At 42.1% G+C, this 15,496-nt stretch carries 11 protein-coding genes and 1 pseudogene; 11 read left to right on the top strand and 1 reads right to left on the bottom strand.

Annotated elements, in window-relative coordinates; translation table 11 throughout:
* The first annotated feature begins 125 nt into the window (after window positions 1–125).
* The 9 genes and pseudogenes from dbpA to KDJ85_RS10980 all read left to right on the top strand — a co-directional run bounded on the left by dbpA (window position 126) and on the right by KDJ85_RS10980 (window position 11,007).
* Complete coding sequence (dbpA, locus tag KDJ85_RS11020) at window positions 126–1,499, top strand: ATP-dependent RNA helicase DbpA (RefSeq protein WP_225819714.1); 1,374 nt, start codon at window positions 126–128, stop codon at window positions 1,497–1,499.
* 166 nt (window positions 1,500–1,665) lie between these two features.
* The gene (locus tag KDJ85_RS11015) at window positions 1,666–2,709 is read left to right on the top strand and encodes an ABC transporter substrate-binding protein (protein ID WP_225819713.1); all 1,044 of its coding nucleotides are present in this window, start codon (window positions 1,666–1,668) and stop codon (window positions 2,707–2,709) included.
* The gene (locus KDJ85_RS11010) at window positions 2,709–3,422 is read left to right on the top strand and encodes a substrate-binding domain-containing protein (RefSeq protein WP_225819712.1); all 714 of its coding nucleotides are present in this window, start codon (window positions 2,709–2,711) and stop codon (window positions 3,420–3,422) included. Before KDJ85_RS11015 ends, KDJ85_RS11010 begins: the two co-directional genes overlap by 1 nt.
* A gap of 134 nt (window positions 3,423–3,556) precedes the next feature.
* Window positions 3,557–4,803 (top strand): annotated as a pseudogene (codB, locus tag KDJ85_RS11005) (cytosine permease).
* Window positions 4,796–6,088, top strand: coding sequence for a cytosine deaminase (locus KDJ85_RS11000; RefSeq protein ID WP_225819711.1), 1,293 nt, complete (start codon window positions 4,796–4,798; stop codon window positions 6,086–6,088). The pseudogene codB and the gene KDJ85_RS11000 overlap by 8 nt, the downstream one beginning before the upstream one ends.
* 434 nt (window positions 6,089–6,522) lie before the next feature.
* On the top strand, window positions 6,523–7,506 hold the full coding sequence (locus KDJ85_RS10995; RefSeq protein ID WP_225819710.1) for an autoinducer 2 ABC transporter substrate-binding protein: 984 nt from the start codon (window positions 6,523–6,525) through the stop codon (window positions 7,504–7,506).
* Window positions 7,507–7,589: 83 nt separating this feature from the next.
* The gene (locus KDJ85_RS10990; RefSeq protein WP_225819709.1) at window positions 7,590–9,071 is read left to right on the top strand and encodes a sugar ABC transporter ATP-binding protein; all 1,482 of its coding nucleotides are present in this window, start codon (window positions 7,590–7,592) and stop codon (window positions 9,069–9,071) included.
* A complete protein-coding gene (locus tag KDJ85_RS10985; RefSeq protein WP_225819708.1) occupies window positions 9,064–10,038 on the top strand; it encodes an ABC transporter permease in 975 nt (324 codons plus the stop codon). The genes KDJ85_RS10990 and KDJ85_RS10985 overlap by 8 nt, the downstream gene beginning before the upstream one ends.
* 3 nt (window positions 10,039–10,041) lie before the next feature.
* Complete coding sequence (locus KDJ85_RS10980) at window positions 10,042–11,007, top strand: ABC transporter permease (protein WP_225819707.1); 966 nt, start codon at window positions 10,042–10,044, stop codon at window positions 11,005–11,007.
* Window positions 11,008–11,046: 39 nt separating this feature from the next.
* On the opposite strand, the gene araC is transcribed toward KDJ85_RS10980, so the two are convergent.
* Complete coding sequence (gene araC / locus KDJ85_RS10975; protein ID WP_225819706.1) at window positions 11,047–11,940, bottom strand: arabinose operon transcriptional regulator AraC; 894 nt, start codon at window positions 11,938–11,940, stop codon at window positions 11,047–11,049.
* A 279-nt stretch (window positions 11,941–12,219) separates the two neighbouring features.
* Between araC and KDJ85_RS10970 the strand changes: the two genes are divergently transcribed.
* Together KDJ85_RS10970 and araA are read left to right on the top strand one after the other, a co-directional pair.
* On the top strand, window positions 12,220–13,893 hold the full coding sequence (locus tag KDJ85_RS10970; protein WP_225819705.1) for a ribulokinase: 1,674 nt from the start codon (window positions 12,220–12,222) through the stop codon (window positions 13,891–13,893).
* 54 nt (window positions 13,894–13,947) lie between these two features.
* Window positions 13,948–15,456 (top strand): L-arabinose isomerase, encoded by a 1,509-nt coding sequence (gene araA / locus KDJ85_RS10965; RefSeq protein ID WP_225819704.1) that lies wholly within the window; start codon window positions 13,948–13,950, stop codon window positions 15,454–15,456.
* The last annotated feature ends 40 nt before the right edge of the window (window positions 15,457–15,496 follow it).

The raw sequence follows: 15,496 nt of genomic DNA, 5'->3' as shown, positions 1-15,496 counted from the left end.
GGTGGTGTTATTTAGCAATTCACATTCTAAATCTCATTTCTTTAAAAAAATTAAAAACAGACAGCACCATACAGGGATAGTATCATTGGCGGCATTAGCTCCTTTTTATTATTTGAGATTTTATTGTGACTTCATTTGCTGATCTTAACGCGCTGAGCGCTGAACAACTGTCTAACCTACAAGAGTTAGGTTACCTCAGTATGACCCCGATTCAAGCAGCCGCCCTTCCCGCTATTCTGGCGGGGAAAGATGTTCGTGCGCAAGCCAAAACAGGCAGCGGTAAAACAGCCGCATTCGGTTTGGGTTTATTACAACGTATTGATGCAAAATTATTTAAAACCCAATCATTGGTTTTGTGCCCTACTCGCGAGCTCGCAGAACAAGTTGCCAACGAATTACGCCGCTTAGCCCGCGCAATTCCAAACATTAAAATTCTCACTTTGTGTGGTGGTGTCCCTTTTAGCGTGCAGCGCGATTCCCTTGCTCATGCCGCTCATATTATTGTAGCAACGCCAGGTCGTTTGCTTGATCACCTAAACCGTGAAACTGTTCAACTGGATGAATTGCAGACGTTAGTGCTAGATGAAGCGGACAGAATGTTAGATATGGGCTTTATGCCTGACATTGAAACCGTGATTAATTACGCGCCGATGAGCCGACAAACTTTGCTGTTTTCAGCTACTTGGCCAGATGAAATAGCGCGTATTAGCCAACAAATTCAGCACGAGCCACAAACAATTGAAATCAATAGTGTTGATGAATTACCCGCAGTTGAGCAGCAATTTTATGAAGTCTCACGCCACGGTAAAATCGAATTATTACAAAAACTATTAAGCCGCGAGCAACCCGCTTCTTGCGTCGTTTTTTGTAACACCAAGAAAGATTGCCAAGCGGTGTACGATGCATTAAATGACAGCAAACAAAGTGTTTTAGTACTACATGGCGACTTAGAACAACGTGACCGTGACCAAACCTTAGTACGTTTTGCAAATGGGAGCAGCCGCGTATTGGTTGCGACCGATGTCGCTTCCCGCGGACTCGATATTAAAGCCCTCGAAATGGTAATTAACTATGAATTATCATGGGATCCTGAAGTTCATGTGCACCGTATCGGCCGTACTGCTCGTGCAGGTGAAAGCGGTTTAGCCATTAGCCTATGCGCCCCTGAAGAAGCACAACGCGCAAATACCCTTGAAGAAATGCTGAACATGAAACTGAACTGGCAACCCGAGCCCGCAGGTCTTCGCATTACACCACTTGAAGCCACAATGGTGACGTTATGCCTTGATGGCGGCAAAAAAGCTAAAATGCGCCCTGGTGACATTTTAGGGGCTCTCACTGGAGAGGTTGGCCTTGACGGCGCAGACATTGGTAAAATTGCCATTCACCCAACTCACGCCTATGTGGCAGTAAAGCGCTCCGTGGCTCAGCAAGCGTGGAAACACCTGCAACAAGGTAAAATCAAAGGTAAATCCGTTAAAGCGCGATTGCTGAAATAGTTCCTTCCGTTCTTATTTAGCGCCTAACCATACTTAGGCGCTAAATTTTCTTTTTATTTCTTATTTAACATTAAATTTACGCGCATTAATTTCGCAAATGATAGTTGACCCTTAAAACCAATCGTTATATAAATAATTTCATATCGAAATATTAGGCTATATAACAATGAAAAAATATCTTATTGGTTTTTTGGCTTTATCTTGCTCATTTGCCAGCTTCGCTGAACGAGAGTTTACCGATCAATTAGGTCGAAAGGTCATCATTGACGACCACGTTGAGCGCGTTGCTGTCCTCCAACACCAAACATTAAATTTACTGGTTCAGTTGGATGCCACCGATAAAATCGTTGGCGTCATGGGGAATTGGCGTGAACAACTTGGACAAAATTATGAACGACTTGCTCCTGAATTGGTCAAGGTCCCCAATGTCGGTGACCTCAAAAGTGTTAACCTTGAAAGTTTAGTGCAATTAAAACCCCAAGTGGTATTTGTCACAAACTATGCCCCGCAAGAAATGATCGATAAAATATCCCAAATGGGCATTCCTGTTGTGGCAATTTCATTGCAAAAAGAAAATAGCGGCAAAGCAAAAAACAATGTCAATCCTGAACTTATCAACGAAGAACAGGCATACAACGAAGGCTTAAAAGAAGGCATTGCGCTGATTGGGGATATCGTCAATAAACCCGACAACGCAAAAGCACTAATTAAAGAAACTTTTGATAGCCGCGAGGTTGTCGCTCAACACTTAAAAAATATTCCTGAAAATCAACGTATTCGATCCTATATGGCGAACCCTGAACTCACCACTTATGGCTCTGGAAAATACACAGGCTTAATGATGCAACATGCCGGGGCGATGAACGTTGCCGCAGCAACCATCAAAGGATACAAACAAGTTTCCTTAGAGCAAGTGATTAGCTGGAACCCAGAAGTCATTTTCATTCAAGACCGCTACCCAAGCGTAGTAGATGAAATCAACAATGACCCACGCTGGCAAGTGATTGATGCTGTTAAAAATAAACGCGTCTTTTTAATGCCTGAATATGCGAAAGCATGGGGTTATCCAATGCCTGAAGCTATGGCGTTAGGTGAATTATGGATGGCAAGCAAACTCTACCCCCAAAAATTTGCTGATGTTAACGTGGATGCAAAAGTGAATGATTGGTATCAAAAATTCTATCGTATTCAATATCAAGGCAACCATTAATGCATATTATGGCTGCAGGCAGTCTACGTGGCGTATTGACTGCCATTTTAACGCATTTTCCGCAAGCGGATGAGCATGCAATTACCTGCGAGTTTGGCCCAGCAGGTCTATTACGGCGAAAAATTGAGGCAGGTATATATTGTGACCTGTTTCTTTCTGCGGATAAAGCACATCCTCTAGCGTTAATGCAACAAAACATCGCCTATACCACTTTGCCCTTTATTACTAACCGCCTAGGAATTACCACAACGACACCGCTTGCCCAAAAGTACCCAAACTGGCTGCAATTGCTTAGTGCACCAAATATTATCATTGGCACATCTACGCCCCACGATGATCCTTGTGGGGATTATGTTGTCCAACTCTACGATAAAATTCGCCTGAATCATCCCCTCCTTGCTAATGAGATTCAAGCTCGCACTCGCCACTTAGTTGGTGGAAAAAACTCTCCCGAGATCCCTTCAGATCAATTAGCGTCCCAATGGTTAATAGAATCTCATCAGGCAGACTTATTTATTGGCTATCATCACTACCAACAAAAAATTGCAAAACTGCCCAACCTCACCACGCTCCCAATCCCAAATCACGATAATATCCAAGCGATTTACACCATGGCATTGATAACAAAAAAATCAGAAGTTTTCGCAAATTACCTATTACAGATTGAATCACAACAACTTTTTATTGAATATGGATTTACCTCTCTGCAATAAATCGCCTAAGAACACATATTTCAAATCAATAAATTAAAAATATTTAACAATATACGAAAACGTTTGCTTTTTATTTTGATGGCTATAAAATGCGTCGGATTTTTTTGGCCTGAGAAAAATAACTGGAGACAATCGTGCCTGAAGATAAAAATTATAGCCATGGCCCCGTGCCCATATCCGCGCGAAAAGGCGGACTAGCATTAACCTTTGTGATGCTAGGTTTAACGTTCTTTTCAGCCAGTATGTGGACCGGAGGCGCTCTCGGTACCGGTCTTAATTTTCATGATTTCTTCCTCGCAGTTCTTATTGGTAATCTTCTTCTTGGTATCTACACCGCATTTCTTGGTTTTATCGGTTCAAAAACTGGCTTAACAACTCACCTCCTCGCGCGTTACTCCTTCGGTATTAAGGCTCATGGCTCCCTTCATTCTTACTTGGCGGCACGCAAGTCGGCTGGTTTGGCGTGGGTGTTGCTATGTTTGCTATCCCTGTTGGTAAAGCCACAGGCTGGGACATTAACTGGTTGATTGGTATTTCAGGTATTTTAATGACCGTCACCGTATTTTTCGGTATTTCCGCATTAACCGTCCTTTCTATCGTCGCCGTTCCCGCGATTGCTATATTAGGGAGTTACTCTGTCTACCTCGCGATCACCGATATGGGGGGGATGAGCGCATTGCAAGCCGTTGTTCCTGCAAAACCGATTGATTTTAATTTGGCACTTGCCATGGTGGTCGGCTCATTCGTCAGCGCAGGCACCTTAACTGCAGATTTTGTTCGCTTTGGTCGCAAACCGAAAGTCGCCGTTTTAGTCGCACTCGTGGCTTTCTTCCTTGGTAACTCATTGATGTTTATCTTTGGTGCAGCAGGAGCCGCGTCACTTGGAATGGCTGATATCTCAGATGTCATGATTGCCCAAGGTTTGTTATTACCTGCAATTATCGTTTTGGGTTTAAACATTTGGACAACCAATGACAATGCCCTTTACGCATCAGGTTTAGGATTTGCCAACATTACTGGGTTATCCAGTAAAACCTTATCCATTGTGAACGGGTTAGTTGGCACCTTGTGCGCATTATGGCTGTATAACAACTTTGTCGGCTGGCTAACCTTCTTATCTGCGGCCATTCCACCGATAGGTGGGATAATCATTGCTGACTATTTGATGTATCGCCATCGTTATGAAACATTCGATCGCAGTAAAATGCGTGATGTGAATGTCAGTGCGTTAATCGCTGTTGCAGCGGGTGTTATTGCGGGGCATTGGTTACCTGGAATTGTGCCTGTTAATGCCGTCCTTGGGGGCGCTTTGTGTTACGCTGTACTTAACCCTTTATTAAACCGCCGCCGTGCCACGGATTCGGAGTTAACTCGTGCATAATCAAACTATTAAACATATCCATAATGTCCACTTACCTGAGCGCAATGGCTTATGGCGCATCGATATCGACAACCAAAAAATCACTGCAATTACCCCGCAAGTGGATGGCGAAATCTTGCCAGAAAGTTTAAATGGTGAAGGTGGGTTAGTTTCGGCTCCTTTTGTTGAGCCGCACATTCATTTAGATACCACCCAAACGGCGGGACAACCTAGCTGGAACCAGTCAGGCACCTTATTCGAAGGGATTGAACGTTGGGCAGAACGCAAAGCGATGCTCACACACGATGATGTGAAAAACCGCGCTTGGCAGACCTTGAAATGGCAAATTGCGAATGGAATTCAACACGTTCGTACCCATGTTGATGTGTCTGATCCTACGTTAACGGCACTGAAAGCGATGCTTGAAGTGAAACAAGAAGTGGCACCATGGGTCGATTTGCAAATTGTCGCCTTTCCACAAGAGGGCATTATGTCTTACCCAAATGGCGAAGAACTTCTTGAAGAATCTCTACGCCTTGGTGCTGACGTTGTTGGTGCAATTCCTCACTTTGAATTTACCCGTGAATACGGTGTGGAATCGCTCCATAAAACCTTTGCTTTAGCTGAAAAGTATGACCGTTTGATTGATGTTCACTGTGATGAAATTGATGACGAACAATCGCGCTTTGTGGAAACTGTTGCTGCATTAGCGCACGCTAAAGGTATGGGCTCCCGTGTGACCGCAAGCCACACAACAGCAATGCACTCCTATAACGGTGCTTATACATCCCGTTTGTTCCGCTTGCTAAAAATGTCGAAAATCAACTTTGTCGCCAACCCGTTAGTGAACATTCACTTACAAGGCCGTTTCGACACCTATCCAAAACGCCGTGGGATCACGCGAGTGAAAGAGATGCTGGCTGCGGATATTAATGTGTGCTTTGGGCACGATGACGTTTTTGACCCTTGGTATCCACTTGGCACAGCCAATATGTTGCAAGTCCTGCATATGGGGTTACATGTTTGCCAATTAATGGGTTATCAGCAAATCAACGATGGGCTGAAACTGATTAGTGAATACAGCGCACGTACCTTGAACTTACAAAACTACGGTGTCAGTGAAGGTAAACGCGCAAGTCTGTTAATTTTACCTGCTGAAAATGGTTTCGATGCGGTACGCCGTCAAGTGCCAGTGCGTTACTCTATTCGTGATGGCCAAGTAATTGCCAATACCCAACCTGCGGTAACCCAAATTCACCTCGAAGAAACTGAAACCGTTCGTTACGGATATACCCCACTCGTTTAATCAACAATGATTAAACTGATTAATGGCGCTCAATAAATAATTGAGCGCTTTTTTAATTTTAAATCATATCATTAGCTACTTTTTGACCAAATCCCCCATAAATCTGATGTGATCTTTATCCCAAATTAGAAGGTGGGCGTAAAAATCCATATAAACAACCAATAAATACATAACTATTTAAGCCTTAAAGCTCTACATTCCTAAATGTATAAAAAGCAATATTAACGAAGTGTTAAATCTGCCATGTCCCTACACGCCAACACCACCCAAGGCAGATTTCCTTCAATAAGAGAGATAATTTAATTCAACACCGACCTATTTGTGTCTAAAACACACTTTTTACCGATGATGTTATTGTCTGAATCTACTCGTTTTCAATAGCGGGTAGTTTAGAAAATGAATACCCTTAAATGACGACCTGTATGAGGTATGAGATGAATAAAAGTAATTTAGGAAAATTGTTATCCGCCAGTTTACTCGGGTTAATGATGTGCTCAACCGCAGCAATCGCACAAGAAGTTGAAGTGGTCAACATCTCAAAAATTGGCGGTATGCCTTGGTTTAACCGCATGGGAGAAGGTGTTACCAATGCAGGTAAAGACCTTGGAATTAATGCATACCAAGTGGGACCTTCAAGTACTGATGCACCTCAGCAAGTTAAAATTATTGAAGACTTAATTGCCAAAAAAGTCTCCGCTATCTCCATCGTTCCTAACGATGCAAACGTGCTTGAGCCTGTGTTTAAGAAAGCACGTGAAGCTGGCATTGTCGTTTTAACGAACGAGTCACCAGGGCAACCAAGCGCCAACTGGGATGTTGAAATCATTGATAATGAAAAGTTTGCCGCGGATAACGTAGAAGAAATGGCAAAAGCAATAGGCGGCAAAGGCGGGTATGTCATTTATGTCGGAGGCCTAACTGTTCCTCAACATAATTTATGGGCAGATTTATTCGTTAAATACCAAAAAGAACACTATCCGGATATGTACGAAGTTGCTAGCAGAATGCCTGTTGCAGAAAATATCGATGATGCACGCCGCACTACATTGGACTTAATGAAAGCGCACCCTGATATGAAAGGTGTCGTTGCTTTTGGTTCTCAAGGCCCTATCGGTGCAGGTCGTGCCGTTAAAGAAAAACGCGCACGTGGCAAAGTGTTTGTTTATGGCATGATGATCCCATCACAAGCAGCTTCACTGATCAAAAGTGGTGATATTGCCATGGGTGTTACCTATGACCCAGCCTCCGCAGGTTATGCATTGACTGCTGTCGCTGACAAAATCTTAAAAGGTGAAGAAATCACACCTGATTTAGAGATACCAAACTTGGGTAAAGCAGATGTAGATATGGATAAACGTATTATCAAATTCCATAAAGTACTACGTGTAACCAAAGATAACGTCGATAGCCTGTACTAAAAATTCGCATTAACCGATTCTTGCCGCCAATAGGTGGTAAGAATTGTTGTGTCTGTAGGTTGCCAATGTAGACAGAGGTAAAAATGGAACCCTTTATTTCGCTGGGTAATATCAATAAAACCTTCTATGGTGTGAAGGCGCTTGATAACATGGCCTTGACACTACTTCCAGGGGAAGTCCACTGCCTAGCTGGACAAAATGGTTGTGGAAAATCCACACTTATTAAAATTATATCAGGTGTTTATCACCCTGATGCTGGAGCAGATATTACCGTGAATGGGAAAAAATTTTCCCATTTATCACCTATTGATTCGGTAAAAGCAGGCATTCAAGTCATTTATCAAGATTTATCGTTATTTCCGAATTTAACCGTTGCTGAAAATATTGGCATCAACCAGTACCATCATAAATTTATTGTAAACAAACAAAGCATTCGTCAAATAGCAGAAAAAGCCATAAAAAGTATCAATGCACAGCTCGATTTAGATACAACAGTTGAGTCGTTACCCATTGCCCAGCGGCAAATTGTGGCTATTTGCCGTGCTCTATCTCAAGAAGCCAAACTTATTATTATGGATGAGCCGACAGCCTCATTGACAATGCAAGAGGTTAAAGGGCTACTGCAAGTGGTGCACGATTTAAAGAGAAAAGGAATTTGCGTGGTGTTTGTCAGCCATCGACTTGATGAAGTGATGGAAATTTCCGATAGGATCACAGTGCTAAAAGATGGAAAACTAGTTGGGACATACCCTGCTGCCGACATTGATAATAAAAAATTGGCATTTTTAATGACGGGAAAAGCCTTTTCCTACACAGTACTTCCTCCTATTGAACAGCACAATACCGTTGCATTAGAAATCAAAAACCTAAATCGAGATAATGAATACAAAAATATTTCATTTAAAATTCACCAAGGTGAGATTGTTGCAATTACAGGGTTATTAGGTGCAGGTCGTACCGAACTTTGTCTAAGCTTATTTGGTGTCACCAAACCAAAGAGTGGCGAAATATTTCTTAAAGGAAGCCCCGTTAAATTCGCTAGTAACCGTGATGCAATAAAAGCGGGAATAGGCTATGTGTCTGAAGATAGAATGAATACTGGGCTAGTTATGGAGCAATCCATCAATGACAATATCATTTCAACTATTTTAAATAAGCTCAAAACCCCTTGGCAGCTTCTCAATAAAACCAAAGCAAATAGCGTTGTCATTGATTTAGTTGAACAATTAGCCATCAAAATTGGCAGTGTAAATTTGCCCGTTAATACATTATCAGGGGGAAATGCGCAACGTGTTGCCATTGCTAAATGGCTGGCGATCAACCCCAAGGTACTCATTCTTGATGCACCTACCGTTGGTGTTGATATTGCCAATAAAGCAGGAATTTACCAGATTATTCGTGCATTAGCCCAAAAAGGGATCGCGGTATTGATGGTCACGGATGAAATAGATGAAGCCTTTTTTAATAGCCACCGCATATTAGTGATGCGTAAAGGTGAAATTATTTCGACCTATTTACCTGGAGAAACAACAGAAGCCATTTTATCTGAGGTGGTCAATGGTTAATAAACTTGGAATTAAAGGCCACGAGTTATTCTTAGGTATCATTATTATAATTATCAGTGGCTATTTATCTTTTGCGAGTGATGATTTTATGACACTCAGCAATATTTATGACTTAGTTAACAACTACGCCATGCTAACCATCTTAGCCTGCGGCCTATTTATTGTACTCATCTCCGGCGGTATCGATATTTCATTTCCTGCTATGACAATTATTTCCCAGTACATTATGGTCACCCTAATTCAGGGTACTACGGGGAATTTTGCCCTTGCCTTCGCATTATCTGGTGGTGTGGGTTTATTGCTTGGTTTAGTTAATGCTATTTTGGTCAATCGCCTGAAAGTTCCCTCAATTATTATTACCATTTCAACATTAAATATCTTCTACGGTTTATTACTCTATTTAACCAAAGGTATCTGGTTATATAGCTACCCTGAATGGTTCGAACAAGGCATTTTATTATTTAAGTTCACTGCGGCAGATAGTTATGATTATGGATTGAGCCTGCAAATCTTAACGGTACTTGCCGTCATCATCTTAACCGCCTTTGTTATGAATAAAACTAGCATTGGTCGCATGATTTACGCGATGGGTGGTAATAAAGAAGCTGCATCAAGGATGGGGTTTGGTATCTTCAAACTGCAACTATTTGTTTATGGTTATATGGGATTGATGTCAGGCGTGGCTGGCGTAGTACAGTCTGCAACGGTGCTCACCGTAGCCCCTGATTCATTACTGGGGTATGAGCTAACGGTTTTGGCTGCAGTCGTATTAGGTGGTACCAGTATCATTGGAGGACGAGGCACTTTACTCGGAACCTTACTAGGGGTGACCCTGCTGGCCGTCTTACAAAATGGCCTAAACCTCTTAGGTATTTCTTCCTATTGGCATACCGTTGTCACTGGCCTAGTTATCGTCGTGAGCATCAGTATGACGGCATGGAGCCAACACAAAAGTCGAGAGGTTTAAAACATGAGCTCAAGAAAAGTAAAAGATAATGTCGAAATTTACCTGAGCTTACTTATCGGCTTGGTTATAGTGGCATTTAGTATTTTGATCCCCAATGTTTTCTGGTCATCGGCTAATTTTCAATCTATTGCGACACAAGTCCCTGTATTAGGTGTTCTTGCGCTTGCTATGGCGGTGACGATGTTAACAGGGGGGATAAATTTATCGATTATTGCAACAATGAACGCCTGTAGCCTTGTTATGGCTTGGATTGCAACTCAATATCCTCCCACCTTAGGCAGTTTCTTTCTTGTCATCATTGCAGGTTTAATCACCGCAGTTATTATTGGCTCAATCAATGGATTTCTCATTGCTGTCGTGCGTGTATCTCCAATCCTTGCGACTTTAGGGATTATGACTTTACTCAATGGGATCAATATTTTAATCTCTAAAGGCTCTGCGATTTCGAATTTCCCTGACTATATCCTCACAATAAATAGCTCAGATATCCTTGGTATTCCTGTCCCACTAATTATCTTTTTAGCTGTTTCATTTGTACTATGGGTGATTTTAGAGAAAACCACTTTCGGTCGTACGATTTATCTTATTGGTTCGAATGAACGCGCCAGCTATTATTCTGGGATTCACACCAAGAAAAACCTCATTTGGGTCTATATTTTATCGTCTATTTTCTGTGTCGTTGCGGCTTTATTAATGATGTCAAAACTGAATTCAGCAAAAGCCTCTTACGGGGACTCATATTTGCTGGTATCTATTTTGGCCGTGGTATTAGGCGGCGTAAACCCTGATGGTGGGTTTGGTAAAGTCTTTGGTATTTTTATGGCTTTGATTTTATTACAAATGCTAGAAAGCGGCTTAAATATTCTAGGGATTAGCAGTTACATCACCATGACACTCTGGGGAAGCTTGTTATTGGCCTTTATCTTCTTAAAAGGGATAAATCTTTCACAACTTATCAATAAACACTAACCCATTCCAAGGAGTAATGCGGCTCTTATCAGCACTGCATTACTCCTCTTCCAATTCAGATTGAATTAATAACTCTAAATATCGGCGGCGAAAATCACTGGGACTAACGCCAACCCGCTTACGAAAAACACGTGAGAAATAGAGCTGATCATCATAACCGACAGTACGACCAATCCTCGCAATAGGGTCTTGGGTCGTTTGCAAAAGCAACTTAGCTCGAATAACTCGCTGATCTTCACGCCAACGTAAGATATTAATCCCCATTTCATCCCGAAAAAGGTGTGCTAATCGCGAAGGCGATAAACACACATGACTAGCAATATCCTCTATACGAATGTCATCAGCCAAATTATTCGTCATAAATTGGCACGCTTCAATAATGCGTGTATCAATCCGCTTATGAGAAGCTTGTGGCTCTTCTTCAATACAACGTAATAATAAACGTTCAAGCAAATTCATGGCAAATTCTTCAGAAAGGTGTTTGCCTGACTGGTGAATTTGTTCAATAGAAATAAATAGTTGCTCAAATTCTTTCTGTAATTCTTGTGTCTCTAGTGTTAAGCGCCCCACTTTCTGGGTTTGCGTTTTCCATTCGAGCCAATCAGCCCAATATGCCCTAGGGCGGAAGTAAATCCAACGGTGATACCAGCAATCACTGTCTTGCGACCTGCCATAAAAGTGTGGTTCTTTTGGTTGGAACAACAGTAAGTCACCTTGCTCACAAAAAAAACGTTTTTCACCATCAAATACCTGCCCTTGCCCCTTGATAGTCATATTTAAAATATAACCTTTCATCCCTAAAGCTCGGTCTATAAAAAAGTCTAATGGACCACCAATAACGATCGGCGTTAATCCTGCCACAAGATAGGCATTGAACGGATACCCTGGCAATAATGGGTTAGGCTGTGAATCTAAATTAGTTCGTTGATGCACTGTTTTTCCTCAATAATGACAAAAAAATATGCTAGCTTCCTGCTTATTGTCATACATCATCACTATCTCTTTCATATCTAAATATACAGCGGCAACCTATTAACCTCAACTCTGCCCGTTTTTGGTGACTCACTTCCCTGATAAGATATTGATGAAGTTCACATTCTGAATGAAGAAAGCAGGATTGTGCATATTTGTAGCTAACCCCTCCTCACACTTTCAGCCAATATTTTTTATGGTACGGATCTTAATTATGATCCTTGTGAACTTGAGGTTTTTATGTCAACAAACGCGATTGCTATTGGACTCGATTTTGGTAGTGATTCTGTACGTGCCCTCGCTGTCGATTGCATAGAAGGCTCTGAAATCGCCACAGAAGTTATTTATTATCCACGCTGGAAAAAAGGCTTATTTTGCAACCCAGCAAATAACCAATTTCGTCACCATCCATTGGATTACATTGAATCAATGGAACAAGCGATTAAAGCCGTTGTTGCAATGTTATCTTTTGAACAGCGTCAACATATTATTGGCATAGGTGTAGACAGCACAGGTTCGACCCCCGCTCCCATTGATCGTGAAGGCCAAGTATTAGCTTTACGGCCTGAATTTATGGATAACCCCAATGCCATGTTTGTGTTGTGGAAAGACCATACTTCAATTGAAGAAGCCGAAGAAATTACTCAGCTTTGCCATAGTGGACGATTCAATGATTATAGTAGTTACATTGGTGGCATTTATTCCTCAGAATGGTTTTGGGCAAAAATCCTGCATATTTCTCGCATTGATGAAGCAGTTCGAAAAACAGCAGTTTCTTGGATTGAGCTGTGTGACTGGGTTCCTGCTCTTCTTAGCGGTACTCAGGCACCAAAAGATATCAAACGCGGACGCTGTGCCGCAGGCCATAAATCATTATGGCACCCAAGTTGGGGAGGCGTTCCCGCACGTGATTTTTTACATGCACTTGACCCTACTTTAGTCAATGACCTCGATTATCCTTTATTTACCGATACTTATACGGCTGAAAAATCGGTTGGTACCATTACTGCTGAATGGGCCAATCGCTTAGGTATTCCTGCCACAGTACAAATTGCAGGTGGCGCATTTGATTGCCATATGGGCGCTGTCGGTGCTGGCGCTCAACCTTATACATTAGTGAAAGTAATTGGTACATCAACATGCGACATTTTGATCACTGAATATGATTTAGTTGGCGATCGGGCAGTTGCAGGGATCTGCGGGCAAGTTGATGGTAGCGTCATTCCTGGTTTTGTCGGGATGGAAGCTGGTCAGTCTGCTTTTGGCGATATGTATGCATGGTTTGGGAATTTACTTGGCTGGTCATTAAATTACGCAAGCCAGAGCCATCCTGAGTTAGCAAATACGTTAAAACAGGTTGAATCTACATTACTTCCTGCGCTGACCAATGCATGGGCGGAGCAAACCTCCTTAGAGAAACTCCCTATAGTGCTAGATTGGTTTAATGGCCGTCGCACACCATTTGCGAACCAACGTCTAAAAGGTGTTATCACAGATTTAAATCTGGGAACTGATGCACCAACCCTCTTTGGTGGCTTTATTGCATCTACCGCATTCGGTGCTCGTGCCATTATGGAATGCTTTGTGAACCAAAATATCCCGGTTGACAACGTGTTAGCATTAGGTGGAATAGCACGTAAATCCCCTATCATCATGCAAGTCTGCTCTGATGTGATGAACCGACCTCTTCAGATTGTTGCCTCTGACCAGTGCTGTGCCTTAGGTGCTGCAATTTTTGCTGCTGTCGCCGCAGGCGTTCACTCAACCATTTCACAAGCACAAAAACACATGGCGAGCCCAATTGAGTGTACGATGATGCCTGATCCTGCGAGGGCTCTACAATATGAGGCGCTTTATCAACGTTATCAAAAATGGCATCTCGCCGCCGAGCCTTGCTATGCCGCAAATGAGTAGTGTAGAGTGGCCTTACCCCTACACAATAAGCGATCCTAAAGAATGAAAGTAGATATGAACACCTTTGATAATTTAGAAGTTTGGTTTGTGATTGGCTCTCAGCATCTATACGGTACGCAAACACTACAACAAGTTGCCCAACAGGCTGAAACGGTCGTTAATGGGCTTAATATGCAAGCAGAGCTGCCTATAAAGCTAGTGATTAAGCCGCTAGCAACGACCCCAGATGAAATCAGCGAAATATGCAGAGATGCCAATTACAATAAAAATTGTCTCGGCATTATCGTTTGGTTACATACTTTTTCACCTGCCAAAATGTGGGTTAATGGCCTCAATTTCTTAGAAAAACCACTTCTTCAATTACATACACAATTTAGTGATTCTATTCCATGGGATTCTATTGATATGGATTTCATGAATTTAAATCAAACTGCTCATGGTGGTCGCGAGTTTGGCTTTATTGGTGCTAAAATGCGCAAACAACATACTGTTGTCGTCGGTTCTTGGCATGACAAAAATGTCCATCAACAACTTGGTCGGTGGGTACGTGTTGCCCTTGGTATCCATGAAAGTAAAAATCTAAAAGTCGTACGTTTTGGTGATAACATGCGTGAAGTTGCTGTCACTGAAGGCAATAAAGTTTCTGCACAAATTAAATTTGGCTACTCAGTAAATGGTTATGGCTTAGGCGATTTAGTTTCAGTTATCGATAATATTCACCAAGGTGATATTAACGCATTAATTGATGAATATGAGAGCACCTATCAGCTCAGTGAAACAGTCAAAGTGAATGGCGAGCAACGACAAAATTTATTTAACGCCGCACGCATTGAATTGGGTCTGAAAAGATTTCTTGAACAAGGAAAATTTCATGCCTTTACCACCACATTTGAAAATTTATATGGGTTAAAACAACTCCCTGGTTTAGCCGTACAACGCTTAATGCAACAAGGTTATGGCTTTGGCGCTGAAGGAGATTGGAAGACCGCTGCGTTACTTCGGATAAGTAAAGTCATGGCTGAAGGCCTAAAAGGTGGAACTTCCTTTATGGAAGACTACACTTACCAATTTGACTCGCAAACAGGTAATGGTTTGGTATTGGGCTCCCATATGCTCGAAATTTGCCCATCGATTAGTTCTAGTGAAAAACCCATATTAGATGTGCAACATTTAGGTATTGGGGGTAAGGAAGCCCCTGCTCGCTTAATTTTCACGGCAACACCTGGGCCTGCAATCAATATCAGCTTAATTGATATTGGCGATCGCTTTCGCTTATTAGTCAATAGCGTAGATACCATAGCCCCCCCACATTCGCTCCCTAACTTACCTGTTGCACATGCTGTTTGGCAGCCGCATCCAACACTGAATATCGCGGCCCAAGCTTGGATGTTGGCTGGTGGTGCTCACCATACCGTATTCTCACAAGCGTTAGATATTGAGTACATGAGATTGTACGCTGAAATGTGCGGCATTGAGCTCTTGGTTATTGACCCTCATACGCAACTTCCGGCTTTTAAAAATGAATTACGCTGGAATGAACTATATTATAAGTTTTTCTCATGATTGAAAAACCGCTTTAATTAAGGTGAATAGTTAAAGCGGT

The sequence above is a fragment of the Providencia vermicola genome (assembly GCF_020381325.1).
Taxonomy (GTDB): domain Bacteria; phylum Pseudomonadota; class Gammaproteobacteria; order Enterobacterales; family Enterobacteriaceae; genus Providencia; species Providencia vermicola.
This window is presented reverse-complemented; position numbering and strand designations above follow the sequence as displayed.

Excerpts from the sequence above, each read along its gene's own strand:
- KDJ85_RS11015 (WP_225819713.1), top strand. The coding sequence starts at position 1,666 with ATGAAAAAATATCTTATTGGTTTTTTGGCTTTATCTTGCTCATTTGCC.
- KDJ85_RS11010 (WP_225819712.1), top strand. The coding sequence starts at position 2,709 with ATGCATATTATGGCTGCAGGCAGTCTACGTGGCGTATTGACTGCCATT.
- KDJ85_RS10995 (WP_225819710.1), top strand. The coding sequence starts at position 6,523 with ATGAATAAAAGTAATTTAGGAAAATTGTTATCCGCCAGTTTACTCGGG.
- KDJ85_RS10990 (WP_225819709.1), top strand. The coding sequence starts at position 7,590 with ATGGAACCCTTTATTTCGCTGGGTAATATCAATAAAACCTTCTATGGT.
- KDJ85_RS10985 (WP_225819708.1), top strand. The coding sequence starts at position 9,064 with ATGGTTAATAAACTTGGAATTAAAGGCCACGAGTTATTCTTAGGTATC.
- KDJ85_RS10980 (WP_225819707.1), top strand. The coding sequence starts at position 10,042 with ATGAGCTCAAGAAAAGTAAAAGATAATGTCGAAATTTACCTGAGCTTA.
- KDJ85_RS10970 (WP_225819705.1), top strand. The coding sequence starts at position 12,220 with ATGTCAACAAACGCGATTGCTATTGGACTCGATTTTGGTAGTGATTCT.
- araA (WP_225819704.1), top strand. The coding sequence starts at position 13,948 with ATGAACACCTTTGATAATTTAGAAGTTTGGTTTGTGATTGGCTCTCAG.